Source organism: Kerstersia gyiorum (genome assembly GCF_048595715.1).
Lineage (GTDB): Bacteria > Pseudomonadota > Gammaproteobacteria > Burkholderiales > Burkholderiaceae_B > Kerstersia > Kerstersia gyiorum.
This window is the reverse complement of sequence record NZ_CP169556.1, coordinates 3,609,307-3,635,020: the sequence shown is the minus strand read 5'-3', so window position 1 is coordinate 3,635,020 and position 25,714 is coordinate 3,609,307. Positions and strand designations below refer to the sequence as shown.

The window sequence follows — 25,714 nt, the reverse complement described above, 5'->3', positions numbered from 1 at the left end:
CAATGCCCGTAAAGACGGTTGGGGACGAGAAATACCCTTGTTCGGATTTGAAACAATATGTAAATTGTGCGGGGCGGCGGCTGCTTGCACGGAGCACTGCTGCTGCTTCGGGCAGGCGGCAGCGCAGCAGGCCACTCATGGCTGCATGGGGGAAAACAGGGGGAACAGGGCGGAAACAGCGGGAGCCGGGGCTAGACCGGCAGCAGTTCGATGTGGTCGGGCAGGGAGCGTACGCGGATGTTGCCCAGCGTGGGGAGGCTGGCGAGGAACTGGGGAATATCCGTCAGGCGCACCGACGCGGCGATGCGCGGCTGGCGCGGGCTGTTGCCATTGCCCAGTGGCGCGCGGACGGGCAGGGCGGCATAGCGCGAAAGCTGCGCAGCAATTTCTTCCAGGCTGGCGTTTGAGAACACCAGCACGCCTGCACGCCAGGCATAGGCGTCCGCAGCCGGAATATCCAGATAGCGCGCCTGCCCTGCTTGAATATCCAGCACCTGTCCGGCGCGCAAGGGCCATTGGCCCCGTTCGATGCGGCCCAGGCCCAGCCAGCGTGGCTCGTTCAGGGTGGCAGTCGCCTGGCCGTGTTCCAGGCTGATGCGGATCTGTTCCGGGCGCCAGCGGTCGATGGCGATGCGGCCATCTTGCAGCTGTATGTCCACATTCCGGCTGCGCAGCCGCCAGGGGCGTTGCCCGTCTGCCGCCGCCGCAAGAATGAGCGCGCCTTGCGGCAGCTCGGCCGAACGCAGGTCAGGCCGGAAGCTGGCTTGCAGGCTGGCGTCCGGGCCGAGGTCGAATACTGAGCCGTCCGGCAATGCCTGCCCTAATAGCGGGGCAGCCTGGGCCGTTTGCCATTGGCCGTGCCAATCCGGCCGCTGGCGCTGCCATGCCAGCCCGCCGACTGCCAGGATGGACACCGCCCCGATGGAAAGATGCTTGAGCGTTCTGCGGCGCTGCGCCTGATTCGTGCTGGCGCACGTGGCGGCGCTGGCCAGACGGCCCAGCGCCTGGTCGGAATCAAAGGCATCCCAGGCGTGACAGACCTCGCGATAGGCGGTGGCGTGCGCCGGGTCCTGCCATATCCAGCGCTCGAAGCGGGCTTGCAGCGAGTCGTCGTCGGGCGATTGCTGCAGGCGCATGAACCACTGCGCGGCCTGTTCCAGCGGTGTCTTCATCCCAGATCCGTTCCGATATGGCGCCGCAGCGCAACCAGCCGCACCAAGGCGCGCGCCACATGGCCTTCCACGGTCTTGCGGCTGATGCCCAGGCGCGTGGCAATTTCCTCATGGCTCATGCCCTCGATGCGCAGCAGCCAGAACACCTCGCGGCACTTGGGCGGCAACGCTTCCAGCACGGCCTGAAGCTGGGCCAGGCGTTGCCGCATGTCGGCGATTTCCTCGGGCGACGGCACCCTGGTTTCGCCCTGCCGGATCAGTGCAGTGTCGCCGTCCTCTTCCGGCAGCGCAATATAGCGTCGCTCCAGGCGGTAATGGTCGGCCAGCGCCGAGCCGACAATGCGTCGCAAGTACAGGTGCGGGGTTTCGATGTGGCTGGCGGAAGCGGCCGTGGCATAGCGCACCAGCGCGTCGTGCAGGATATCGCGCGCGCGATGGCTACAGCGTGTCTGCCGGACGATACCGTCGAGCAGGGTGCCGTAAAGATAAGACAGTTCTATGCCGAACCAGCTTGTATGGGCCACGGTGGAAAGTTCGCGCGATAAGGAACACTAAGACGTAGGAAAACGGCGGGGGATGATGGCGGCAGATAAGCTGCTGTAGGCAATCAGGCAATCAGGCAATCAGGCAATCAGGCAATCAGGCAATCAGGCAATCTGCTGTCACGTTGGCCAGGCATGGTGCTTATCTTTGCCGGGTGCGTTCTTGCAAATCTATACCATCCGCACGCATGAATATCGAGAATAAGAGTGATTATCGGTATTTGATCTGGGCTGGTCAAGAAGAGGTTCTTACATGGTGGAACAGGCAGGCATGCCACGGCCTGGTGCTGGCGCATATGCCCGCAAGCGGTATTTGCGGTCGGTGGAGCATGTCCAGCGCAAAAAAAACGGCGCCAGCAGGCGCCGTTTTCGTACTCTCGTCCTTACGCGAGGGAGATGATCAGGCAGCAGGATCTATCGTGTAGGAGAACTCTTTTTGGCTTGCGGCATCCTTGACGGCGCGGGTTCCTTCCGGGGTGCTGGCAGCCGTATCCGGGAACAGGCGCCGGGGCCTATGCCGGTGCATAGGGCATGTCCCTGGCCATGCCGGTCGGGGGACAGCCCATGGCCAGGAGGGTTGTGGGCGGCCTAACGCGCCACGCCCAGCAGGGAATCCAGCAGTTCCGCATCGTCCTTCAACGCCTGCGCCGCGCCGCGATGCACGATGCTGCCGCGGTCCAGCACGATGGCGTCGTCGGAAATCGCCAGGATCGCCTGCGGGTGCTGTTCCACGATGATGGCGCTCAGGCCTTCTTCGCGGGTGATGCGGCGGATGGCCTTGAGCAGTTCCTCGACGATGATGGGCGCCAAGCCTTCCAGGGGTTCATCCAGCAACAGCAGGCGCGGGTTGAGCGCCAGTGCCCGCCCGACGGCCAGCATTTGCTGTTCGCCGCCGGAGAGCTGCGTGCCCATGCTTTCCTTGCGTTCGGCCAGCCTGGGGAACATGGCGTAGATGCGTTCCGGCGTCCACTTGCCGGGGCGTGCCACGGCTGTCAGGTTTTCGTGCACCGTCAGCGATTTGAAAATGTTGCGTTCCTGCGGCACCCAGCCTATCCCGGCCGCCGCCCGTTCGTGCGAGGGCCGGTTGTGTACGGGCACGCCAGCCAGCGTAATGCTGCCGGCATGGCGGCGGGTCGCGCCGACCAGGGTGCTGATCAGCGTGGTTTTGCCCGTGCCGTTACGCCCCAGCAAGGCCAGGGTATGGCCTTCGGCCAGCGTGAAGCTCAGGTTCTGCAGGATGATGGCTTCGCCGTAGCCTGCGCTCAGGTTTTCGACTTGCAGTAATTCAGGCATGTGCTTCATCTCCATGGCCGAGATAGACCGCTTTGACTTCGGGGTCGTTGGCGATTTCCTCGGGCGAGCCTTCGGTGAGAACGGTGCCGTTGACCAGTACCGTCATGCGCTTGGCAAAACTGAACACCAGATCCATGTCGTGTTCGATCAGCAGGACGGAAACGTCCTCGGGCAGTTCCGCCACCGTGCGCAACAGTTCTTCGCGTTCGCCCGCTGGCACCCCTGCCACGGGTTCGTCGAGCAGCAGCACGCGCGGTTCGCAGGCCAGCGCGATGGCAATTTCCAGCAGGCGGCGCTTGCCGTAGGGCAGGGTGCGTGTGCTTTGGTGCATCACGCTGCTCAGGTGGAAGCGTTGCAGCAGTTCTTCGCAGCGTTCCGCAATGCCAGGGTCGCGCCCCAGTTTGCCGAACAGGCGCGCACCCAGGCCACGGTGCTGGCTCAGGGTCATCGCCAGTGTTTGCAGCGGTGTGAACTGGTCGAACAGCTGATTGATCTGGAAGGTGCGCACCAGGCCGCGCTGCACGCGCTTGTAGGGCTGCAAGCGGGAGATATCTTCGCCTTCCAGCAGGATACGGCCGCTGGTGGGCGTCAGCACACCCGTCAGCAGGTTGATGAGTGTGGTCTTGCCCGCGCCGTTGGGGCCGATGAGCGCATGCCGCGCGCCGCGGCGCAGGGCCAGCGAGACGTTGTTGGTGGCAACGATGCCGCCGAATTTCTTGGCCAGGCCTTCGGCCTGCAAGACGACGGGGGCGGTGTCCGGAGTGGTATGGCTCATGGCGTTTCTCCCGCAGCGTTCGAGGCGCTGGCGCGCTTGCCAGGGCGGCGCAGCAAGGTCCAGGGGCGCAGCAGGCGGTCACGGCCTACCAGCGTCAGGAGCACCAGGAACAGGCCCAGCCAGAACATCCAGTACTGCGGCGTAATGGCCGAGAGCACATCGTGCATCAGCTTGAAGACGATGGCGCCGAAAATACCGCCGTAGAGCCAGCCCGCGCCGCCTATCACCAGAATCAGGACGACGTCGGCCGAACGCGCGAAGTCGAATACATCCAGCGAAACAAAGGCATTGGTTTGCGCCAGCAGCGAACCCGCCATGCCCGCCATGCCAGCCGAGAGGGTATAGGCCACTGCCAGGCGCGCTGCCACGGGAATGCCGATGGCAGAGGCACGCAAGGGGTTGTCGCGCACGGCTTGCAGGGTGGCGCCAAAGGGCGAATTCACCAGCACGCGCATGAAGGTCAGCATCAATAGCAGGACGGTGATGGAATACCAGGCGGCGGTCTGGCCGTAGAAGTCGAATTCAATGGCGCCGAACAAAGGCCCCATGAAGATGCCTTGCAGGCCATCCGCGCCGCCCGTCAGCCAGGCCATCTGGTTGGCCAGTTCGTACAGGATCAGTGTGACGCCGATGGTGACCATCAGGCGGCTGAGGTCGGTGCCGCGCATGATGGACGGGCTGAACAGCAGGCCCAGCAGCAAGGCGCAAACTGTGCCGAAGGCCAGGCCCAGCAGCGGATCCGGGGACACATGCAGGGCGAACAGGCCAGCGCTATAGGCACCCATGCCAAAGAAGGCGGCGTGGCCCAGCGAGACGATACCGGCATAGCCCAGGATCAGGTCCAGCGAGAGCGCGAACAGCGCAACGATGGCGATCTCATTGATGAGCATGGCATAGTCGCTGGCCAGCCATGGCAGCAGGAATACCGCCAGCCAGAATGGCGCTTCCCAGAGACGCCAGGCACCCTGGCGGCGCAGGGCCAGCGCGGGGGAAAGAGAAGTGGAGGAGTTCATGCTTTTCGGCCTCCTTTGCGGGCAAACAGGCCTTGGGGGCGCCAGATCAGGATGACGATCATGACGCCATAGACAATGAAACCGCCCAGTTGCGGGATGTAGTATTTGCCGGCGATGTCAGCAATCCCCAGCAGCAGTGCGGCCAGCAAGGGCCCGGTGATGGAAGCGGTGCCGCCGACGGCGACCACGATCAGGAAATACACCATGAACTTGAGCGGAAAGCTGGGATCCAGGCCCATGAGGTCAGCCCCCATGGCGCCGCCCAGCCCGGCCAGCCCGGAGCCTGCGGCAAAGGTCAGCAGAAAGACACGGTTGACATTGATGCCCATGCCGGCCGCGACACGCTGATCGTCCACGGCGGCGCGCAGGCGGCTGCCGAAACGGGTGCGGGACAGCAGATACTGCAGGACCAGCGTCAGCGCGGCGCAGACCGCGATGATGAAGATACGGTAGTACCCCATGCCCAGTGTCCAGGGGCCGATGGCGACTTCGGTGCGGCCGCGCAGCCAGTCCGGCATCTGGACGAGCTGCTGGGACGAGCCCATGTAGTAGTCGGCGGCGGCAATCGCCATGAAGGTCAGGCCGATGGAAAACAGCACCTGGTCCAGGTGGGGGCGGCCATACATATGGCGGTAGAGCGTTCGCTCAAGCAGGGCGCCCAGGGCGGCGGCCACAATGAAGGCCACCGGCAGACAGACGAGGAAGGGAATGCCGTGACGCTGCATCAGGATCACGGTGACATAGCCGCCAACCATGGCGAAGGCGCCATGGGCCAGGTTGATGAAATTCATCAGGCCCATGGTGACTGCCAGGCCGACAGCCAATACGAAGAGCAGCATGCCGTAGGCGATGCCGTCGAAAAGTATGGTCAGCATAGGGGGCGGGGCGTAGCGGAGAGAAGCGGAAAGGGCGGGCGGCGCCGCGGGGCGCGCGCCTGGCGGGCAGCGGCGGACGGCAAGGCCCGGCCGCCGCTGAACGCGGATTACTTGTTCTTCTTGGCTTCCTTGTACGGATCCTTCACGGCTTCGGCCACGTCGAATTCGATATTGTAGAGTTCGCCATCGGCCGGGTCGCGCTTCACTTCACGCAGGTAGATGTTCTGAATGATGTCACGCGTTTCCGGGTCGATGGTGACCGGACCGCGTGGGCTTTCATAGCTCAGGCCTTTCATGGCGGCCAGCAGCGCCGGGCCGTCGCCCTTGCCGTCGGTGGCCTTGATGGCTTCGTAGATCACGTGCATGCCGTCATAGGCGCCAATGGCCATGAAGTTGGGGCGCATGCCGTTGTTGGCCTTCTTGAAGGCGTCCACGAATTGTTTGTTGGCTTCCGACGGGTGCGCGGCTGAGTAGTGATAGGCGGTGATGATGCCCAGCGCGTCGTCGCCCATGCCGTTGAGCAGGTCGTCGTCGGTCAGGTCGCCGGTGCCGATCAGGCGGATGCCGGCCTTGTCCATGCCGCGTTCCACGAACTGCTTGACCAGGGCTGCGCCAGCGCCAGAGGGCACGAAGACGAAGACGGCATCGGGCTGGATGTCACGCACTTTCTGCAGGAAGGGAGAGAAGTCCGGATTGCGCAGCGGCACGCGCAGGGTTTCGACGACTTCACCGCCCTTGCTCTTGAATTCTTCGATGAAGGACTGTTCGGCGTCGATACCGGGGCCGTAGTCGCTGACCAGTGTCACGACTTTCTTGATGCCGTTTTCCGGCGCCCATTTGGCCATGGTGGCCGCGCCCTGAGGCAGGGTGACGCTGGTACGCACAATGTAGGGAGATGCTTCGGTAATGCTGGCAGTGCCCGCCGCCATGACGATTTCAGGCGTTTTGGATTGCGTCGCCAGCGGTGCGGCGGCCAGCGCCAGCGGCGTCAGGCCGAAACCGGCCAGGACGTCTACCTTGTCCTTGACCAGCAACTCCTGGGCCTGGCGGCGCGAGATATCCGGCACGCCGGTGTCGTCCTTGACGATCAGTTCGACCTTGCGGCCGGCGACGACATCGCCATGTTCCTGAACGTACAGTTTGGCGGCCGCTTCGAGCTGGCGGCCCGTGGTGGCGAACTGGCCCGTCATGGGCAGCAACAGGCCCACTTTGAAAGGCTTTTCCTGCGCCATGGCGGAAGGAACGATGCCGGCGAAGGCGGCAGCACCCAGGATGGCACCCAGAAATTGACGTTTTTTCATGTTAGGAAGTCTCCGGCGGAACGGCAGGTGAGTCAGACAAGGATTGTAATTGTCCTAAATATGTAGGGATAACACCAGTTCTTACGCTGGTTTCAAATTGAATTTATATCCAATAATTATGAATATATTTCATATTAGGTATGAGCTAGGCTGGCATCGGCAAAGTGTCGACCCGATAGGCCGTATCCAGCGAGATACTACCCACCACGCGTGAAACACAGGCGCACAGGCGGGCGTTGCTATGCTTTTCTTCTTCAGACAGGAAGACGTCGCGGTGGTCGATGACACCCTCCACCCCCAGGACATCCATGGCGCACAGGCCGCATTCGCCCCGGCGGCAGTCGGAAATCGTGGCAACGCCTGCGGCTTCCAGTGTGTCCAGCAGACTGGCGCCCACCGGGACGGTCACTTCCATATCGTGGCGCGGGATCCGCACGGTGAATGCCTGGGCCGGGTGGCTGCCGCTGCTGCCGAAGGTTTCGAAACGCAGATTCGCCAGCGGGCGGCCGCTTTCCGCCCAGCAGCGTTTGAGCGCTTCCAGCATGGGGGCGGGGCCACAGGTGTACATCAGGCCATCGGCGGGCAGTTGGCGAATGGCGGCGGCGTAGTCAGGTAAGGCCGCACTGCTGCCGTCATGCAGTTGCAGCGCATCACCCAGCTGCCCGCGCAAGAGCTGGGCATAGGCCAGCTCCTGGGCCGAGCGGGCGCTGTAAATCATCTGCAGGCTGGCGCCGCGCGCTTGCAGCCGTTGCGCCATGAAGACCAGCGGTGTAATGCCTATGCCGCCTGCGGCCAGCAGGTAACTGCCGGCATTGAGATCCAGTGGGAAGTGATTGGCAGGAGAGAAAACGGACAGCCTGTCGCCTGTTTCCAGGCGCCACATGGACAGCGAACCGCCACGGCCGTCATCCTGCCGCTTGACGGCGATGCGGTAGCCAGCGGCGTCGGGTTCGCCGACCAGCGAATAGTGTCGCAGTTGCGGTTGCAGCAGGCCATCGGCATTGGGCACCATGGCCTGCACGGGCAGGTGAGCGCCCGGTTCATGCTCGATGACGGCGCCGTCCTGAGGCTGGATCAGGAATTCGCGGATCGTGGGCGTCAGGTCTGCAATGCCGGCGACGACGGCGGGGATGGGCGTGCTGTCATGGGTTTTCATGGTGGGCTTCCTGCCAGGACGGAAAATCAGGTCTTGCGGCGTATCAGGGGTACGCCTATGGTTTGTGGAGACAGCGCCGGCACGGCGTCGGGGTTGTGCAGCACGCGCTGGAAATTGTGCTGGGCGATGCGGGAGTGTTCACGCATGATGATTTCTGCGCGAGCGCCTTCGCGTGCCTCGATGGCGTCCAGTACCCGCCAGTGCTGGTACTGGGCGACAGCCAGCAGGTCGCGGGCATTGGGCGATTCGGCCTCGGCGATGACAAATCCGGACGGCGAGGCAAACGGCAGGCTGATGACTCGCTCCAGTTGCCGCACGATGGTTGGGCTGTCGGCCATTTCATGCAGCAGGGCGTGGAAGCGTTCGTTCATGACCACGTACTGAGAGAAGGTATCGTCACTCAGCGTAGGCGCACGCAGCCATTCGTCGATATGCACCAGGCAGCGGCGCGCTTCCTGCAGCAAGGTGCCGGATACGCCGCGCTCGGCCGCCAGGCGTGCCAGCAGGCCTTCGAGCATGCCGCGCAGTTCGATGGCATCGGTCACATCGCGTTCAGAGAAAATCTTGACCGCGTAGCCGCCGCTGGGCAGCGTTTCCAGCAGGCCTTCTTGTTCCAGGCGCATCAGCGCGGCGCGGATGGGCGTGCGGGAAATGCCAAGCTTTTCCACAATGGTCAGTTCGGCGATACGACTGCCGCCGGGCAGGGTGCCGGCCAGGATCAGTTCCCGGATCTGGCGCTGCGCCTTGACGGTTTGCGAAGTGCTGGCGGCAGTGTCGTCGCCAGGGTTGCGGAGAGCGGTGGGCATGTTTCATTCCTGCGGTGTAAGGTAAGCCGGTCAGCAGGGTAACCGCCTGGACGTGGCAATTCCATGGGATGGCGCAGCTATTTTGCCTGCGCGTCCTGCCTCACGATACCCGTGCGCATGTGGTGTTCACGCCACCTGGCGGATGGGGACCACGCTGGCGCGTTTGCTGCCCGTGGCTTCCTGCTCGACCAAACCGTCGATCAGGCGCCGCGCCCACATGGAACCGGCGTCGATATTCAGGTTGTAGAACTTGTGGCCGGGGCGGGCGTCGATGGCGCGCTGCTGGGCTTCGAGCACCACTTCATCCTCACGGAAAATCGAAGAAACCCCTTCGCGCATCTGGTGTGTCAGGCGCTGTTCGTCCGTCAGGTAATTGCGCGTGATGGCCCAGAAGTAATGGCAGGTGCCATCCGTTTCCGGCGTAATGGTATTGAGCACGAAGCCATTGACGCCGCAGCTGCGGTCACCGGCATTCGGGTCGCCGGCATTGCCGCCAGGCGGAATGGCGCCGGTGCCAGTCTCGGCAACGCCCACATCAATGGTGACCGTACAGGGCGCTTCGAAGCGGATGATCTGCCAGCGGTCCACCGGGCCGGTGTAGCCGCGCGCCTGCTTGATTTGCCCGGCCCAGAACGGCGGCGCTTCGATGTTTTCCATCCAGCGCGTCACCGTCGCTGTGCGGTCGCCGTGGGTGGCGACAAAGGGCGCTTCCGCGACGGCGCGGTTGCCGATGCTGGAGCCATGCACAAAGGTTTCGTGCGTCAGATCCATCAGGTTGTCGATCACCAGGCGGTAATCGCACTTCACCGAAATGCGCTTGCCGTCGCCAGCCCATTCAGGGTGGTGGTTCCAATGCAGGTCGGGAATCAGCGCAGGGTCGGCCTTGGCCGGATCACCGGGCCATACCCAAACAAAACGGTGGCGCTCCACCACTGGGAAAGTGCGCACACAGGCCGAAGGGTTCAGTGTTTCCTGGCTGGGCATATGGGTGCAGCGGCCCGCCGAATTAAACACCAGGCCGTGATAGCCGCAGACCAGCTCATCGCCTTCCAGGCGCCCCATGGACAAGGGCAGCAGCCGGTGCCAACAGGCATCTTCCAGCGCGGCGACCACGCCATCGGTGCGGCGGTAGAACACCATATCCTGCTTGCAGATGGTGCGGGCCAGCAGCGCGTGCGTGATCTCCACGTCATAGGCGGCGGCATACCAGGCATTAAGGGGAAAGGCCGGCTTGCGTTCGCTCATGTTTTGTCTCCCGGAAGGGTATTGGATGTGTTGTATACATAATGTATTCATCCTGGGTCGGGAATGACAATGGGGTGAGTGTGAATTCGAGGGTAAGCGAGAGCTAGGGAAAACCTTTATCTTGATGTTTTTGAGTATTTTTTTCCTGGGTATAAGGCGTTTTTGATGAGATGCAATGCAGATTTCCAATAAGTTGAAATCAACTGGTGAGGATCAATGCTTGCCCTGTTGTCTGAGTTTTTAGGAGGTTATGTATACATTATTTGGGCGGTGAGTCAGGCCCAGAACAGGCTGTGCCGTCTGCGGGACGGTGCGAGCGGTGTTAAGAAGGCATTGCTGCCTTCATGTGACGGCGTAGATTTCTAGATAGACGTCTGTTGGCTGGCGGGTGCCGCTGCCTAGAAACAGGCTCTCATTGAGCCAGCGCAGGCTGTTTTGCTGCGTTTCAAAGCGTGGCTGGCAGCGAAAATAAACCTGCGCGGGGTCAACGGCATCGCCCGCCAACAAACGGGCGATGACATCTGGCGGGCCGTGGCGAATGGCGGTGCTGTCAACATAAATCAGGTCGCCCGCATCGGTTTCCAGCAAATAGCGGGCATTCAGGCAGGCAACGCCGTCTTGCGTCAGCAACTGAAAGTCGGCGCCAGCAGGCAAAATCCGCGCCTGCCACTGGCCGCTCGGGTGGACGCAACGGGCATGGCCGCCCAGGATAGGCACGACACGTCTGCGCCCGCTGCCATGAGCGGAGTTCACCCAGCCGACGTCCTGCGCTTCACCGACATCGACAGAAAGCGTCATGGCGGGAATCAGGCCAGGCGACGGCAGATGCAATGTTGTTGTCATTCCGCCAGCCTCCAGGCATTGTGTCCGATGCGGACCAGAACCTGTGTGTCATCACCGGCGCCATTGTGGTCATCAGCCGACATGCTGTAGCTGCCTTCCGGCGTGGTGACACCTTGCATGGTTTCGAGCGCGTCACGAAGGGCGGAACGGAATGCGGGTGTACCGGGTTGCGCGTGCGCCAAGGCCTGGGGCACGGCGTGATCCAGCCACAGCATGGCGGTCCAGGCGCTGGCGCCGAATAAAGAGCGTGACCCAGGGCCATGGGCGGCTTCATAGCGGTTGACGTAATCGACTGCTGTGGCTTTGCTGGAATGGGTGTCTGGCAGTTGCTCTGCAACCAGAACCGGCCCGGCTGTTAACAGCGTTCCTTCCAGGATCTTGCCTCCAACCCGCAGAAAGTCAGCATTGGCGACCCCCTGGGTTTGGTAAATCTGGCCGCGGTAGTTGCGTGCCGCCAGTTCCAGCTGAGGGAGGGCGCCAGGCGTGCCCGCACTGAAGATGTAAATCGCGTCTGGCTTGCCTGCTATGAGTTTCAAGGCCTGGGCCGTAAAGCTGGGATCTGTCTGGTTGTAGCGTTCCACGCCGGTCAGCTGAACGCCATAGTGTGGCGCGGCCTCCGTCAGGGCTTTCATAAAGCCATCACCATAGCTGGTGGTAATCGCGGCGGCGCCCAGGCGGGTCTGCTGGTTTGCTTGCATATGCGCCAATGTAATGACCCAGTGAAAACCTGCTCAGGTCATAATCGAGGAAAGAAGACATGAGCAAGACGATGGAAGAAGACATCAAACGCTGTACGGCCAAGCGTAAAAGCGCGTTGGTATTGGACATCATCCAGGGCAAAACGACGGTTTCAGAAGCGAGCCGACAGTACGATCTGTCGCCGTCGGAAGTCGAGCAATGGGTCGATGATGCCAAACGGGGCATGGAGAATGCCTTGCGTGCCAATCCTTTGGATATCAAGGAACAGTACGAGCGCCAGCTAAAGGATCTGCAGGAAGCGTACGGCGAAGCGATGCTGGAGCTGCGTGCCCGAAAAAAGCTTCAAGCCCTGCTGGACGAGGAAGGGAAATGATCCTTCGCGTGCAGCAGGGCCTGGCTGCTGAGGGTTTCGAGGTGTCGGTGTCGAAGCTCTGCCGCTGGTTTGGTGTGCCGCGTCGAACGGTGTATGACCGACCGGTGAAGTCGGCGCCGAAGGTCGATTCAAAGTATGTCGAACCGATCAAAGTGATGATCGAGGAGTCGCCGTCGTTTGGGTACCGGACGGTGGCCTGGCTGCTGGGATTCAACAAGAACACCGTCCAGCGCATCTTCCAGATCAAGGGCTGGCATCTGTCGCGCAGCGGCAAGGCCTGCACGGCGGGCAGTGCCCTGGAACACGCCTTGATCGCCCGGTTCGGTACGCTGGGACGAGTGCCGGTGCCGTTCCTGCTTCGGTCAGATAACGGGCTCGTTTTTACGTCTCGTGACTACACCGCGTTGGTGCGCAGCTATGGCCTGCGCCAGGAGTTCATCACGCCACACTGCCCACAGCAAAATGGCATGGTCGAACGCGTGATTCGCACACTGAAAGAGCAATGTGCACATCGCCACCGCTTCGAAACCCTGCAGCATGCCAGCCGCGTGATTGGTGACTGGATACGCTTTTATAACCATCAACGGCCCCACCAGGCGCTGAAGATGAAAACCCCGGCTCAAGCCTACGCTTTAGCCGCATAAGTTGAGCAGGTTCTGCTGGGTCATTACACTGGTGAGTTCGGGGCCGGTTCAGGCGAAGGTTCTCAGGGCGAGATACCTATATTAGCTAAAAATGGTTACGATAATGAAACGCATTAAGATAATGGCGCGGTTTGCAGGACGCGGATGGGGCCAGGGGGGGGGACGGAAACGATGTTTGACCGCGTCATAGGCCTGCCATGGCGCACGGATGGTCTTTCTATCCGGGGAGGGGCGGGCGGGGCGCAAGTGTGCCTTGGGCACGCTTGTGCCGCATCACGTCATGCTAGTGCGGAATGAGGCTGAATCGGGCAGCGGCGTGCCAGAGCAGCCAGGAGATTGGCGGGACACGTGCCTGGGCACGCGCAAGGCCATGCGGGAAGGCGGGCAGGCCTGGCCGGTTTATTTGATGGGTCAGTGTGGGGTCTTGACGGCGGAAGGCGGTTTCAGCGCTGGCGCGTTTGCCGGCGCAACTGCTCGGCAGAGACTTTGACCAGTTTGCCGTGTTCCACCAGAACAATGGCGGTATTGGTTTGTATGGCGAGTTGCCTGGCGGCTTCGGCCGCACGTTGCAAGGCAGCCATGGATGCCCGCAAGTCCGGGTTCTTGGCGGTCGAGATGTCTGCGTGGCTCATGAATTTTCTCCCCATTCCAATAATATAGGATGGCTACCGGAATTATCATACAGCGCCCAGTCATCGACTTGCTGGCGATAGTGCTGGATAAAGTTTTTCATGCCAGCAATAAAGCGTCTGCGAATGACGGGTTCAGGAATATGGTGGCCGCCTTGCCTGACTCTTTCTGCCACACGGGCGACTGCTGTGTCGGCATCGGACAGACTGAGAAAATACAGGCTGACGCGGTAGCCCAGCGTTTGCCAGCGTCGGATGTGGCGCAGATAACCATGGCCCGATAGTGTCGTTTCCAGCGCGAAGCTGGCGCCATCGGCGACGGATTGCTTCACTTCTTCGAGCATGAGACGGCCTGCCTTGATGGCAGCGGCTTCTGGTTCAAAGGGTGAGAGCCCCGCAGCGATAAGATCCGCGTTGATGAAGCGCAACACCCCGGCTTCGGCAGGCAGGAAAGAACGGGCGAAGGTCGTTTTACCTGCCCCATTTGGGCCAGCGATGATGATGATCTTTTTCCCGTTGTTCACGCAGTCCTCTTGATACGAATGCGCGCCCTGCTGTTTTTGCAGGATCTGCATGGACGCGCGCCATGCGGCGCGCAGCCTGCGCGCGGCAAGCATATTGTTGCTGTGGCGTGTGCCGCGGGCCTGCCTGATAAGCACTGCCTCAGCGTGCCGATATTAGGCTGTTCCTGCATTCACGGATAGCGCCACAGGCCCCAGGCGGCACGATGGCTGCCCGAGGGCCTGATGGGTACCGTATCTATCTATGCGCGTTGCAGCAAGCGCGCGGCATCCAGCGCGAAGTACGTCAGCACGCCATCGGCCCCGGCGCGTTTGAAGCCGAGCAGGGATTCCATGACGACTTTGTCGTGGTCTAACCAGCCGTTCTGGGCGGCGGCTTTGATCATGGCGTATTCACCGCTGACCTGATAGGCGAAGGTGGGGACGCGGAAGGCGTCCTTGACGCGGCGCAAGACGTCCAGGTAAGGCATGCCGGGCTTGACCATGACCATGTCCGCGCCTTCGCGCAGGTCGGCGGCGACTTCGCGCAGGGCTTCGTCGATGTTGCCGGGGTCCATTTGATAGGTTTTTTTGTCGGATTTGCCGAGGTTGCCGGCCGAGCCGACGGCGTCACGGAAGGGGCCGTAGAAGGCGCTGGCGAATTTGGCCGAGTAGGCCATGATGCGGGTGTTGATGTGGCCAGTGTCTTCCAGCGCCTGGCGGATGTTGCCAATGCGGCCGTCCATCATGTCGCTGGGCGCGACGATGTCCACGCCAGCGTGGGCTTGGGTGAGGGCCTGGCGCGTGAGCATTTCGACGGTGGGGTCATTGAGGATGTGGCCCTGTTCGTCGATCAGGCCGTCCTGGCCGTGGCTGGTGTAAGGGTCCAGGGCAACGTCGGTCAGGATGCCCAGCTCCGGGAAGCGTTGTTTGAGCGCACGGACGACACGCGGCACCAGGCCGTCAGGGTTGGCAGCTTCCACGCCGTCAGGGGTTTTCAGCGCCGGGTCGATGACGGGAAAGAGCGACAGGACGGGAATGCCGAGTTTGACGCATTCTTCGGCCGTGCGCAGCAGGCTGTCGAGCGTATGGCGGACGACGCCGGGCATGGAGGGCACGGGTTCGTCCGGGCCAGTGCCGTCGGCCACGAAGACGGGATAGATCAGGTCATCGACACTCAGGCTGTGTTCACGGACCAGGCGGCGGGAGAAGTCATCGCGGCGCAGGCGGCGCGGGCGGGACAGGGGAAAGTCGGCGGTGTAGGAGGGGGTGTGCGTCATGGCGGGCTCCAGGTGAGACCATGGGTTCATGGTTGCAGGCTGGGGCACCGGAGAAGCACGGCGGCGGCAGCCTGTGCGGTGTGAGGCAGCCGGTGCGCGGAAACGATGATCGCACCGGCGGGTAAATAGCCGTGTTCAGGGCACGAAGGTCGGGGAAATCCAGTTCTGGATCAGCAGCGTCGCTTCTTCCAGGCCGATGCGTTCGGGGGCGGAAAACGGCACCGTGTGCAGGGCGCCGATGTCGGCCAGATCCTTGCGCGCGGCATAGACGGCCTTGATGCGCTGGCCATAGGGCAGTTTGTCAGCCTTGGTGAGCAGTGCCAGTACCGGCCGGCCAGTCGGGGCGATCCAGTTCACCAGACGCCGGTCCAGTTCGGTGACGCCGCGGCGGATGTCGATCAGCATCACGACGCCCGCCAGCGATGTGCGGGTGTGCAGGTAGCCGCCCAGGACATCGGCCCACTCCTCGCGGGATTTCTTGTCAACGGCGGCATAGCCATAACCCGGCAGGTCAACCAGATAACCCAGCTGGGCGCCGGGTTCCAGCGGGTCGGGGATGCCGAACAGATTGATGAGCCGCGTGCGGCCGGGCGTTTTACTGGAAAAGGCCAGGCGGCGCTGATTGGTCAGCACATTGATGGAAGACGATTTGCCGGAGTTCGAGCGGCCCACGAAACAGACCTCGGGTGGGCCGGGCGGCGGGAGCTGGTCCAGCCGGGCGGCGGAAACCGTAAAGGCGGCACGATGCAATAAGGACACGGGAAAGCCTGGAAAAAGGGATAGTGCGTATTGTAGTCTGGCCAGCGCCTGCCGCCGGATCAGTCGAAGACTTCCTCCAGGGTTTGGGCATCCAGCAAGCGTTCGGACCATCGGCACAGCAATGGGATCGGTGCTTGGCCCAGCTTTGCCACCACGTCCGGCGGCAAGGTTCCGAATTTTCGTTGAAGAAGCCGTTGCAGGATGGCGACGCTTCCTTCGGTCAGGCCTTCGGTGCGGCCCTCAATCCTGCCTTCGGCTCGGCCCTCAATCCTTCCTTCGTTTCGGCCCAATGTTCGCCCTTCCAGCCGACCTTCTCGCCGGCCTCGCCGTATGCCCAGCCGGTGGGCTTTCAGTTCCTCGTATTCTTTCCAGGTATAGCGTTTGGTACGCAGCAGGGTGTTCAATTCCATCAGATCCTCGAATGGGGGTATCGCTTGATCCGGCAGGTTGCGGGGCAGTAGCACGTGCTGTAGCCAGGCCAGGATGGCGCGGCGGGCTTCCTGGTACTGGGGGGCCTGCATCAATCGACCTAGCCGGTCGATGATGCGGGTGGTGTCATGCAAGCCATGGTTGTGCTCCAGCCGGAAGATCAGGCGGGCCAGGCTATCAGTGGGTAGTAATTGATTATGCGCTTGGGTACGGGCGTCTATCAACAGGTAGCGCTGGCGCGGCTGATAGGGGGTCAGGGGTGGCGGCACCGGGTCGATGAGCTCGGCCAGGTCGCGGCGCGCATGCCAGGGACGCACACCAGTGTGTATGACCAGCGGCACTACGGCGGGCAGGGTTTGCCGGGCCTTGAGGGGGGTTCTGGCCAGCAGGTCTTCATACAACAGGCTGCGGTAGGTCGTCAGCCGCAAGGCCATGGCGTGGTCGGTGCGCGACTGGAATTCGAGCATGAGTACCAGGAACAGCTCATGCCGGTCTTTGCGCGGAATACGCCAGATCATGTCACCATGGCGGCGCTGCAGGGTGTTGCTGATGAGTTCGCTGCGCACCGGTGTCATGTGTTCCAGGGCCAGGATATCAGTCCAGCACCCATCCAGCGCCGGGACGATATCGCGCAGCAGGCTGCTGACGATGCAGGGTTGGCTGAACAGTAGTTTGTAGCCGTGGTCGGAGAGGGCCATGTGGGTGTCCCGTGAACAGGGATGCCCACCATAGCCGGGGCGGCGCGGCTGGCGTTGCCGTTGTGAAAGGGTTCGTCCAGGGCGGGTTCTGCGCCTTGCCAGGCTGGTTTTGCCTGGCTGCCGTCGCTAGTTTGTGCCGCCGGATAGCCGGCAGCGCTAGTACAGTTCCCGGTGCAGTCTGCCCGTGCGTCCCAGCAGTTGCCAGCCGGTTTCGTTTTCGCCCAGGCCGGGCAGTCCTTCCATGATGCTGTCCACCGCACCGGCGACGGCCTGCTCCAGGTGCCGCTTGTTGCCGCACAGGTACAGATGTGCGCCCTGGGCCAGCATGTTGCGCAGGTAGCCGCTCTGGTCGGCCATGGCATGCTGGACATAGTATTTGGCGCCGCCATCGCGTGAAAAGGCGGTATACAGGTCGGACAGCGTGCCATCATCGAGCATGGCGCGCAGTTCCTGGCGATACAGGAAATCCTTGTCGCTGCATTTTTCGCCGAAGATCAGGCAAGTGTCGCGCCGCTTGCCACTGGTACGTATGTCACGCAGCAGGCCCATCAGGGGCGCGATGCCGGTGCCGGTGCCAACCAGAATCAGTGGAATGCTGGTATCGCGCGGCAGGTAGAAGCCAGGGTTGGCGCGGCAGAAGACACGTATCGGATCGTCGCTGCGCAGCAGCCAGTTGGTGGCGCAGCCACGGTGTGTCCTGCCATTGCGCTCATGGATGACTTCCCGGATGCAAAGATCGACATGATCGCCACCCGCGGAAGCAATGGAATAGGCGCGCGGCAGGCAGGCCGGCAGGGCGCAGTTCAGCAGGGCTGCCAGCGGCACGGTCTGCGGGGTGCAGAAATCCTGCAGCAGATCGAGCAGGTCGGCGCCCCAGAGATAGCTTTCGAGTTCCTTGCGCTGGCTGATTTTCAGCAGGTCCTTCAACTGTTCATTGCCCGACAGCCGGGCCAGTTCGCGCAACAGGCCTTTGCCGAGCTGCCGCAATTCCTTGCCTGCCAGTGCCTCTGCCGCCTCGGGTGTTCCATACCAATCCGCCAGGCCTTGCAACAGTGCCGGGTCATTCTCCGGCATGACATAGAGATTGTCGCCCGCGCGGTAAACCATGCCGCTGCCGGTGATGTCCAGGCGGATATGCCAGGCGCCGGGCAGGCTTTGGTTGAGCTGGCGGCGTTCGATGATACTGGCGGGAAATGCGGTGTTTGCGCCGTAGGCAGTCACTTGCAGCCGCAGTGCCTGGCCGGCCTGCGCGTTGCCTGCCAGCACTTGCTGCAGCACCGGTGTCCAGCGTTCGAAGAAGTCTTCGTAGCAGGCGTCGGCATCCACGCGCGGAATGCTGGCGTGCGCGCCACGTTCGCTCAGTGCCTGATCCAGCGTTTTGGTGAAGCCGCAGAAATTCGGGTAGGCGGTGTCGCCCAGTCCGAAAATCACGTAGTTCAGGCCATCCAGACGCTCGGCCTGCTGTACCTGGGCCAGGAAGGTTTCGGCGTTGCCTGGCGGGTCGCCATCACCGAAAGAGCTGGAAATGACTGCCAGCAGGGTGCTGGCAGGGAGACGGGTGGGCTCGATGTCGTTGAGCGCCCGAACCTCAGGCGCATAGGCCTGCAGCGCGGGCAGATCGCCCAGGCGCCGGGCCAGGGTACGGGCATTGCCGGATTCCGAGCCGTAGCCGATCAGCAGATGTTCGATGATGGCGGGCATGATGCTTACTTGTCGTAGTACTCGTCGAATTGTTCCTTGGAGAATTCTACCGACTCGAAATCCTGCATCAGGTCGTTGATGACGCGGCGGATGCTGATGTAGGAATTGATATTGCCTTGTTCGTCATACAGGGGTTGTACGGTGGTGTCCACAACATAGACGCCGCCGCCCTTGCCGACGTTGGGGATGATGCCGGTCCAGATCTTGCCGGCCTTGATGGTGTCCCACATGTCCTTGTAGACGGCCTTGGGGACGGCAGGATGGCGCACCAGGCTGTGCGGCTGGCCGATCAGTTCCTCGCGGGCATAGCCCGTCAGCTTGCAGAACAGGTCATTGGCGTAGGTAATGTTGCCTTGCAGGTCAGTGGTGGAAATGACGGCTACGTTTTCCAGGGCGGCCAGCAGTTTGGAAGAATCGAGGGTTTGGCTCATGGTAGTTCCTTGCTTGGGGTGGGTGACGGCTGCCACGCCAGGACGGGGTTCAAACCCGCACCGCCGCGGCCGGTGAAAATATCTTTCGGGCACGCTGCATCATAAGATGCATTTTCTATATATCTTATAGCCGATGCATTTTAAGATGCAAGAAAAATACATCTTTTGATGCGAGGCGGCCACAGCCGCGGTGCGGCGCTGGCGCCTGGCGGGTGATTTGAGTACCCTTGGGATTTCCGGCTGTGCCACGGCTGGCCTGCCGGAAGCGATGGAATACCGATGAGATTGACGCTGAAAACGGACTATGCCTTGCGCACGCTGATGTATTTGGGACAGCAGCGTGGCCGCCTGACGTCCATTGCGTCGGTAGCGGAGTTCTATGGCATTTCCGAGAACCATCTGGTCAAGGTCGTGCACGAACTGGGCCGCAAGGGCTTCATCGAAACCTTGCGCGGGAAGGGCGGGGGCATCCGCCTGTTGCGCCAGCCGTCTGACATCATCATCGGCGACGTGGTACGGGCCATGGAAGACGACATGGCGCTGGTTGCCTGCTTTGGTCCGCAGGAGCCCGAGCGCGCTTGCCTGCTGACTGATTCCTGTAGCCTGCAGGGCCTGTTGCATCAGGCCCTGCGAGCCTTCATGGCAACATTGGACGCCCGTAGCCTGGCGGATATGCTGGGCCATGCTTCCGCGCAGCGTGCGGAAGGCATGATTCCCCTGCAGGATGTGATGCGCGAGATCCAGGCGCAACGTCCCGGGAAGACGTCCGCGCCGGCCGTGGTTGACGATGCGTCTGGCAGTACGGTTGTTGGCGCTGCGGAGCAACCCGGCGACACGGCGTAAACGCCGCACCAGCCTTCATGAGCGGCGCGGACGGCGGTAGTGAGCCAAAGGCTCAGGGTGCGGCCACCCAGGGCTCGAACAGTTCCACGATTTCGTCCGTGCCAACTTCGCGATTGCCTTGGCGGGCCGCTTCGGACTGCCAGTACATCTTCCAGATCATGTCCATGCCGTCAATCGGATACAACAGGCGTATGCCGTCGTTCATGTCGGCGCGGCGCTGCCATTCGGCACGGATGCGTTTCCAGTAGTCGCGGCTATTGTCGTTCCAATAGCGGTAGCCACTATTGAAATTGAAGCCTTCAATGCGCTTGTAAGTGTTGACGCCGTGTTCCTGCACCAGCGTGGCGACTTCCTTGCCGTGCTCGCGGACGACCTTGCGGTTGTCCTGTTCGTGCAGCCAGCCGTTGCGTGTAATGCGGTGGCGGTTGACCATACCCACGGCGTTGTAGTCGCTGCGGGTGCTGTATTCGCGGCGCGGCAGTGGCCGCCAGCCGGGGTCGGACGTCCACAGCGGTTCGCCGCTGTCGTAGGTCCATTTGCCGGTGCCGCAATAGCGCGGCGCATCGCTGACTTCATACACGCATTGCGTCCAGGCGCCGGCCGTCAATTCGGCAGGAATGGCTTCCCGGCGCCAGGTCTGGTCATCGGTGAACACCAGACGGGTAGGGGCCTCGTAGTGCCAGTCCTGGCGCCAGTGCTTGATGACGAAGCCCATGGTGCGGTGTACCAGCAGGTGCTGCAGGATGATGTCCTTGCCGTTGTCTTCTTCGACCAGTACCAGTTCGAAGGCGCCGCTGCGCTTGGGGGGCTTGGGTTCATAGCCCGGTGCGGGGTCGGTTTCGTCGAAGGCGAAAGTGACTTCATATTCGCCCTGCATTGCCAGGATGGCCTGACGGTCGCGCTCCAGCCCTTGCTGGGCCGAGATGGCCTGCAACTTGGCGGGGTCGTCGATGGTTTTGATACCGGAGGTGGAAAGACAGCCGCTGAGCGATAGCGCGGCAGCGAGCAGGGAGGCCAGACGTAGCATGCTTCTTGATGTCCAGGTGATGCCAGAAGGAATAGGGCGCCGGCCGGGTGATAATGCCGAGACGTCGCGTCATGGAACGAATCAGGATCACGCTATGAAAAGCGTTCTCATTATTCGGGCCATATGATAAACGGGATCATTCTGTAGGCAATAGCATCCTGTCCGGCCAGGGGTAGTTCATACGCCCCAGGGGAAGCCGGACAAGAAAAAACCGGCAGAGGCTGCCGGTTTCTGAAAGGCCGGGTGTGCGCCCGGCGGGCTCACGCGTGGAGTCAGGCGTCTGGCGGCAGGATTTCGCCGGCGAACAGTTGCGGCACCTGCTCGCGCTCGCGGATCAGATAGGCCTGGGCGCCATCCACCAGCACCTCCGCGGCACGGGGACGGGTGTTGTACTGGCTGCTCATCACGAAGGCATAGGCGCCGGCGGATTCCACTGCAAGCAGGTCGCCCTGGCGCAACGCCAGTTCACGGTCGCGTGCCAGCCAGTCGCCGCTTTCGCAAACCGGGCCGACGATGTCGTACAGCTTGGCGCTACAGCCCGCCGATGGCGTACGCACCGGCAGCACGCCGTGCCAGGCGTCATACAGTGTCGGTCGGATGAGGTCGGTCATGGCGGCATCGACAATGGCGAAGTTCTTGGCTTCGGCATGCTTCAGGTACAGCACCTCAGTGACCAGAATGCCGGCATTGCCGACCAGCGAACGGCCCGGTTCCATGACCAGCTGCAGGCCGCCATGGCCGCGTGCGGCCAGGCGCAGGAAGACTTCATCGAGCAGGTCGCGCAGCGACAGCGGCTGTTCGTCGCGGTAGCGGATGCCCACGCCGCCGCCGATATCCAGGTGGTGCAGGCGGATGCCGTCAGCAGCCAGGGCGTCGATCAGGTTGATCAGCTTGTCCAGCGCATCCAGATAGGGCGAGATTTCCGTCAGCTGGGAGCCGATATGGCAATCCACGCCGACAATCTCGAGGCCCGGCAGCGCGGCAGCCAGGCGATAGGCTTCCTCGGCTTCCTCGATGGCGATGCCGAATTTGTTTTCCTTCAGCCCGGTGGAGATATAGGGGTGGGTATGAGCGTCGACGTCCGGGTTCACGCGCAGCGATACCGGTGCGGTCAGGCCCAGCCGGGTGGCAGTAGCCGACAGATGGCGCAACTCGGCCACTGATTCGACATTGAAGCTGCGCACGCCAGCGCGCAGGGCGGCTTCGATTTCCCAGGTCTGCTTGCCGACGCCGGAGAACACGACCTTGCCGGGATCGCCGCCGGCAGCCTGCACGCGCGCCAGTTCTCCGCCAGAGACAATATCGAAACCCGCGCCCAGGCGTGCGAATTCGCGCAGCACAGCCAGGTTCGAATTCGCCTTCATGCCATAGCACACCAGCGCATTGCGGCCGTCGATGGCATCCTCGAAGCGCTGCCAGGCGGCACGCAGGGCCGCGCGGGAGTACACGTATAGCGGCGAGCCATGCTGGCGCGCCAGGTCGCCGACGGGTACGCCTTCGGCATGGAGCTCGCCGTGCTCATAGTGGAAATAGGGGGCGCCGACGGGTTCGGGCAGGGAGGCGGGAACGCTGGTGGGTTGGCTCATGTTGCAGTGGAAGAGGTGGTCGCAGTCTGGGATTGCGAGGTCGGCAGGGACAGGGGGCCTTTGTAACCGCACGCGAGCAACTGCCCTATCAGGACGATGCTGGCTAAAATGCGGCAGGCCGAGCGTAAGCGGGCCAATGTGAACACTGGAAACTCCGTTAATGCGTGCAAGGTACGATTATGACTGAAACTGAATTCCTGGCGCGAGCCCATGCTGTGCTGGAAACCATAGAACGGCAGGTGGATGACTGGAATTCCACAGCCGATGTCGATATCGAAGCCAGTTTCAGCGGCAATGTGCTGACGCTGGTTTTCGAAAATGGCGAGCAAGTCGTCATCAACAGCCAGGCCGCCATGCGGGAAATATGGGTGGCGGCCCGTAGCGGCGGCTTCCATTATCGCCTGGTGGACGACAAGACCTGGCAGGACACGCGCGGCGGTCCGAATCTGGAAGACGCGCTGTCGCAAATCTGTTCGAATGCCAGCGGCGAAGCCTTGACGCTCAAACTCTGAGCAGCAAGGGCCGGGCATTTGAAACGGGCCACCATGGCGCCATTTCTGGCGTCATGGTGGCCCGTTGTGTTCTGGCGGCAAGGCTGTGCCGCCGCCAGAACAGGTCCGTCATCAGTTGTTGCGTTCCAGGCGGTTCAGCAACTGGCCCAGTTCGTCATTGCTCATCGAGGGCTGGTTCGTATCCGCATGGATGGGAATGGCTTCGCCCTCGGCCGTCGGCAGGTTCATCAGGAACTCGCCCAGGGTGTCCGGCGTCGGCAGGCCGACGCTGGCAATGGATTGCCCTGGCGGGAACTCTGCGAAGTAGATGTCGCCGTTCTCGAAGATCAGGCCATCGGGTTTGGACAGGCGGCTTTCCGGCTTGCCCTTGAGCGCTTGCGACATGAAGCTGACCCAGATCGGCATGGCGACGCCGCCACCGGTTTCACGCGAGCCCAGCGAGCGCGGGTTGTCAAAGCCCATCCAGGCGATGCCGGTCAGGTGGGGCGTATAGCCGGCGAACCACGCGTCGTGGGATTCGTTCGTGGTGCCGGTCTTGCCGCCGACGTCGTTGCGGTGCAGCGCCGCCCGTGCGCGGGCCGCCGTGCCCGAAGTGGCGACGCCACGCAGCAGGTCGTCCATGACATAGGCTGTGCGGGGGTCTATCACGCGGGCCTGCACATCGCCGGCGACGGCCGGGTTGGCACGCATCAGAATCTTGCCTTCGCTGTCGGTCACGCGCTGAATCAGGTAGGGCTCGACACGGTAGCCGCCATTGGCGAAGACCGAGTAGGCACTGGCCAACTGCAGCGGCGTTACGGCACCGGCGCCCAGCGCCATGGGCAGGACGGCGGGATGGCGGGCCGGGTCGAAACCGAAGCGGGCAATGTATTCCTGCGCGTAAGCCGGGGTAATGGCCTGCAGGATACGGATGGAAACCATGTTCTTGGACTTGTAGAGCCCGGTACGCATGGTCAGCATGTCCTCGTAGCCGCCGCCGTAGTTCTTGGGATTCCACGGGCGTGAGCCGGTCTGGGCGGCCGTCAGCGTGAACGGCTGGTCGGAAACCTGGGTGCCCGGCGTCAGACCGCGTTCCAGCGCGGCGGCATAGATGAAGGGCTTGAAGACCGAGCCCGGTTGGCGCCAGGCTTGCGTCACGCGGTTGAATTTGCCTCGGTCGAAGTCGAAGCCGCCGACCATGGCGCGAATGGCGCCATCATCCGGCGACAGTGCGACGAAAGCCGCCTGCACCGCTGGCATGTTGATCACTTCCCAGCCGTCGCCATTCTTGTGCAGGTGCACGACCGAACCACGGCGCAACTGTTCTTCAGGCTTGGCGGTGCTCGACAGCGCGCGGGCGACGATGGCCAGCGTTTTTTTGTCGGTGATCGTATGGATTTCCGCGGCATTGCGTGCCACGCGGATTTCCGTCGGGCTGGCGGACAGCACCACGCCGGTCAGCAGGTCATCGCTGTCCGGGTACTGTTCGATCACGCCGTCGAGGAATTCGTCGAATGCCGTGGCATTGTCTTCCAGACCTTCCGGCAGGTCCAGTTGGGCTTCGGGGCCGGGGTAGCGCGAGCGGCGGGTGTAATCGAGCACGCCGTTGCGCAAGGCGCGGTAGGCCTGTTCCTGCTCCTGCGAGGTTACCGTGGTGTAGACATTCAGGCCGCGGCCATACAGGTCGTCCTGGTAGATGTCGAACAGCAGTTGGCGGGCCAGTTCGGCCACATATTCACCGTGCACGGCGTAACCGCCGGAACGCGAACCCTGCATGGAGCGCAGCTCAATGGGCTGCGCCATGGCGGTTTGGTATTCGGCCTCGGTGATGTAGCCGAGCTGGCGCATGCGGTTCAGCACGTAATGCTGGCGTGTCGTGGCGCGGGCCAGGTTGGCGATCGGGTTGATGCGCGACGGCGCCTTGGGAATGCCGGCCAGCATGGCGGCTTCCGCCGTCGTGATTTCCGACAGCGGTTTGCCGAAGTAGGTCCGTGCGGCGGCGGCAAAGCCGTAGGAACGGTGGCCCAGATAGATCTGGTTCATGTACAGCTCGAGGATCTGATCCTTGGTCAGGTTGGCCTCGATCTTGAACGTCAGCAGCAGTTCGTAGAATTTGCGCGAATAGGTCTTGTCGGATGACAGATAGAAGTTGCGCGCGACCTGCATCGTGATCGTGCTGGCACCCTGGCTCTTGGACATGCTGAGCATGTTGGTCAGGCCTGCGCGTGCCACGCCGCGCCAGTCAATGCCGCCATGATGGTAGAAGTTGTCATCTTCTGCGGCCAGTACGGCGGATTTCATGACATCCGGGATTTCGTCGATGCGCAGCACATTGCGGCGTTCTTCGCCGAATTCGCCGATCAGGACGTTGTCCGCGGTATAGACGCGCAGTGGCACGCGCGGCCGGTAATCGGTCATCGCGTGCAATTCTGGCAAGTTGGGCCAGGCCAGCGCCAGCGCCAGGCCGACCAGCAGCGCGACAGCCACGCCCAGGCCGGCGCAGAGCACAGCTGTTTTCATCAGGAAACGGCCCAGGGAAAACTTGCGGCGGGGCTTGTCGGGGGATTTCGAAGTGGCGGTTTTACTCATGACCGGGGATTTTA

At 62.4% G+C, this 25,714-nt stretch carries 26 protein-coding genes; 4 read left to right on the top strand and 22 right to left on the bottom strand.

What is annotated here, in order from left to right:
• Positions 1 to 191: 191 nt before the first annotated feature.
• From ACEW7X_RS15905 to ACEW7X_RS15850, 12 genes are all read right to left on the bottom strand, one after another.
• A complete protein-coding gene (locus tag ACEW7X_RS15905) occupies positions 192 to 1,172 on the bottom strand; it encodes a FecR family protein (RefSeq protein ID WP_420177422.1) in 981 nt (326 codons plus the stop codon).
• On the bottom strand, positions 1,169 to 1,696 hold the full coding sequence (locus ACEW7X_RS15900) for an RNA polymerase sigma factor (protein WP_068375431.1): 528 nt from the start codon (positions 1,694 to 1,696) through the stop codon (positions 1,169 to 1,171). The genes ACEW7X_RS15905 and ACEW7X_RS15900 overlap by 4 nt, the downstream gene beginning before the upstream one ends.
• 606 nt (positions 1,697 to 2,302) lie before the next feature.
• Entirely contained in the window at positions 2,303 to 3,007 is a 705-nt protein-coding gene (locus ACEW7X_RS15895) for an ABC transporter ATP-binding protein (RefSeq protein ID WP_068375433.1), read from the bottom strand.
• Positions 3,000 to 3,782, bottom strand: a complete 783-nt coding sequence (locus ACEW7X_RS15890; RefSeq protein WP_068375436.1) for an ABC transporter ATP-binding protein — start codon at positions 3,780 to 3,782, stop codon at positions 3,000 to 3,002. The genes ACEW7X_RS15895 and ACEW7X_RS15890 overlap by 8 nt, the downstream gene beginning before the upstream one ends.
• Positions 3,779 to 4,795, bottom strand: coding sequence for a branched-chain amino acid ABC transporter permease (locus ACEW7X_RS15885; protein ID WP_420177421.1), 1,017 nt, complete (start codon positions 4,793 to 4,795; stop codon positions 3,779 to 3,781). The genes ACEW7X_RS15890 and ACEW7X_RS15885 overlap by 4 nt, the downstream gene beginning before the upstream one ends.
• Positions 4,792 to 5,670 carry a branched-chain amino acid ABC transporter permease gene (locus ACEW7X_RS15880; protein WP_068375442.1) on the bottom strand — a complete coding sequence of 293 codons (879 nt, stop codon included), beginning with the start codon at positions 5,668 to 5,670 and terminating at the stop codon, positions 4,792 to 4,794. The genes ACEW7X_RS15885 and ACEW7X_RS15880 overlap by 4 nt, the downstream gene beginning before the upstream one ends.
• 107 nt (positions 5,671 to 5,777) lie before the next feature.
• Positions 5,778 to 6,971, bottom strand: coding sequence for an ABC transporter substrate-binding protein (locus ACEW7X_RS15875; RefSeq protein ID WP_068375445.1), 1,194 nt, complete (start codon positions 6,969 to 6,971; stop codon positions 5,778 to 5,780).
• A 145-nt stretch (positions 6,972 to 7,116) separates the two neighbouring features.
• A complete protein-coding gene (locus tag ACEW7X_RS15870; protein WP_068375448.1) occupies positions 7,117 to 8,127 on the bottom strand; it encodes a PDR/VanB family oxidoreductase in 1,011 nt (336 codons plus the stop codon).
• Between the two features lie 26 nt (positions 8,128 to 8,153).
• A complete protein-coding gene (locus ACEW7X_RS15865) occupies positions 8,154 to 8,933 on the bottom strand; it encodes a GntR family transcriptional regulator (RefSeq protein ID WP_127775350.1) in 780 nt (259 codons plus the stop codon).
• Between the two features lie 126 nt (positions 8,934 to 9,059).
• Complete coding sequence (locus ACEW7X_RS15860) at positions 9,060 to 10,178, bottom strand: aromatic ring-hydroxylating dioxygenase subunit alpha (RefSeq protein ID WP_068375454.1); 1,119 nt, start codon at positions 10,176 to 10,178, stop codon at positions 9,060 to 9,062.
• A gap of 342 nt (positions 10,179 to 10,520) precedes the next feature.
• On the bottom strand, positions 10,521 to 11,021 hold the full coding sequence (locus ACEW7X_RS15855; RefSeq protein WP_420177420.1) for a DUF3237 family protein: 501 nt from the start codon (positions 11,019 to 11,021) through the stop codon (positions 10,521 to 10,523).
• Complete coding sequence (locus ACEW7X_RS15850; RefSeq protein ID WP_420177419.1) at positions 11,018 to 11,719, bottom strand: ABC transporter substrate-binding protein; 702 nt, start codon at positions 11,717 to 11,719, stop codon at positions 11,018 to 11,020. Before ACEW7X_RS15850 ends, ACEW7X_RS15855 begins: the two co-directional genes overlap by 4 nt.
• Positions 11,720 to 11,778: 59 nt before the next feature.
• Here ACEW7X_RS15850 and ACEW7X_RS15845 point away from each other — a divergent pair, with 59 nt between their 5' ends.
• The gene (locus tag ACEW7X_RS15845) at positions 11,779 to 12,093 is read left to right on the top strand and encodes a DUF1153 domain-containing protein (protein ID WP_068375548.1); all 315 of its coding nucleotides are present in this window, start codon (positions 11,779 to 11,781) and stop codon (positions 12,091 to 12,093) included.
• The gene (locus ACEW7X_RS15840) at positions 12,090 to 12,737 is read left to right on the top strand and encodes an integrase core domain-containing protein (RefSeq protein WP_420177417.1); all 648 of its coding nucleotides are present in this window, start codon (positions 12,090 to 12,092) and stop codon (positions 12,735 to 12,737) included. Before ACEW7X_RS15845 ends, ACEW7X_RS15840 begins: the two co-directional genes overlap by 4 nt.
• Before the next feature lie 443 nt (positions 12,738 to 13,180).
• On the opposite strand, the gene ACEW7X_RS15835 is transcribed toward ACEW7X_RS15840, so the two are convergent.
• From ACEW7X_RS15835 to ACEW7X_RS15805, 7 genes are all read right to left on the bottom strand, one after another.
• Entirely contained in the window at positions 13,181 to 13,369 is a 189-nt protein-coding gene (locus tag ACEW7X_RS15835; RefSeq protein WP_127775344.1) for a hypothetical protein, read from the bottom strand.
• Positions 13,366 to 13,941 (bottom strand): zeta toxin family protein, encoded by a 576-nt coding sequence (locus ACEW7X_RS15830; RefSeq protein ID WP_193755141.1) that lies wholly within the window; start codon positions 13,939 to 13,941, stop codon positions 13,366 to 13,368. Before ACEW7X_RS15830 ends, ACEW7X_RS15835 begins: the two co-directional genes overlap by 4 nt.
• Before the next feature lie 188 nt (positions 13,942 to 14,129).
• Positions 14,130 to 15,146 carry a porphobilinogen synthase gene (gene hemB, locus ACEW7X_RS15825; protein WP_068367619.1) on the bottom strand — a complete coding sequence of 339 codons (1,017 nt, stop codon included), beginning with the start codon at positions 15,144 to 15,146 and terminating at the stop codon, positions 14,130 to 14,132.
• A 135-nt stretch (positions 15,147 to 15,281) separates the two neighbouring features.
• Complete coding sequence (gene yihA, locus ACEW7X_RS15820; RefSeq protein ID WP_068367617.1) at positions 15,282 to 15,905, bottom strand: ribosome biogenesis GTP-binding protein YihA/YsxC; 624 nt, start codon at positions 15,903 to 15,905, stop codon at positions 15,282 to 15,284.
• 59 nt (positions 15,906 to 15,964) lie between these two features.
• Positions 15,965 to 17,032 carry an Rpn family recombination-promoting nuclease/putative transposase gene (locus tag ACEW7X_RS15815; RefSeq protein ID WP_420177416.1) on the bottom strand — a complete coding sequence of 356 codons (1,068 nt, stop codon included), beginning with the start codon at positions 17,030 to 17,032 and terminating at the stop codon, positions 15,965 to 15,967.
• A gap of 156 nt (positions 17,033 to 17,188) precedes the next feature.
• Positions 17,189 to 18,733: a flavodoxin domain-containing protein gene (locus ACEW7X_RS15810; protein ID WP_420177415.1), complete on the bottom strand. Its 1,545-nt coding sequence runs from the start codon at positions 18,731 to 18,733 to the stop codon at positions 17,189 to 17,191.
• 5 nt (positions 18,734 to 18,738) lie between these two features.
• Positions 18,739 to 19,164 (bottom strand): PAS domain-containing protein, encoded by a 426-nt coding sequence (locus ACEW7X_RS15805; RefSeq protein WP_068367609.1) that lies wholly within the window; start codon positions 19,162 to 19,164, stop codon positions 18,739 to 18,741.
• A gap of 279 nt (positions 19,165 to 19,443) precedes the next feature.
• Here ACEW7X_RS15805 and ACEW7X_RS15800 point away from each other — a divergent pair, with 279 nt between their 5' ends.
• Positions 19,444 to 20,007, top strand: a complete 564-nt coding sequence (locus ACEW7X_RS15800; RefSeq protein ID WP_420177414.1) for an Rrf2 family transcriptional regulator — start codon at positions 19,444 to 19,446, stop codon at positions 20,005 to 20,007.
• Positions 20,008 to 20,059: 52 nt separating this feature from the next.
• Here ACEW7X_RS15800 and ACEW7X_RS15795 read toward each other — a convergent pair whose 3' ends face one another.
• Together ACEW7X_RS15795 and lysA are read right to left on the bottom strand one after the other, a co-directional pair.
• Positions 20,060 to 21,034: a DUF6607 family protein gene (locus ACEW7X_RS15795; protein ID WP_207224885.1), complete on the bottom strand. Its 975-nt coding sequence runs from the start codon at positions 21,032 to 21,034 to the stop codon at positions 20,060 to 20,062.
• 272 nt (positions 21,035 to 21,306) lie between these two features.
• Complete coding sequence (gene lysA / locus ACEW7X_RS15790; protein WP_068367605.1) at positions 21,307 to 22,620, bottom strand: diaminopimelate decarboxylase; 1,314 nt, start codon at positions 22,618 to 22,620, stop codon at positions 21,307 to 21,309.
• Between the two features lie 179 nt (positions 22,621 to 22,799).
• Here lysA and cyaY point away from each other — a divergent pair, with 179 nt between their 5' ends.
• Positions 22,800 to 23,132, top strand: a complete 333-nt coding sequence (gene cyaY, locus ACEW7X_RS15785) for an iron donor protein CyaY (RefSeq protein WP_068367603.1) — start codon at positions 22,800 to 22,802, stop codon at positions 23,130 to 23,132.
• Between the two features lie 111 nt (positions 23,133 to 23,243).
• Here the strand turns inward: cyaY and ACEW7X_RS15780 are convergent, their stop codons facing one another.
• Entirely contained in the window at positions 23,244 to 25,700 is a 2,457-nt protein-coding gene (locus ACEW7X_RS15780; protein WP_083969389.1) for a penicillin-binding protein 1A, read from the bottom strand.
• Positions 25,701 to 25,714 lie beyond the last annotated feature (14 nt).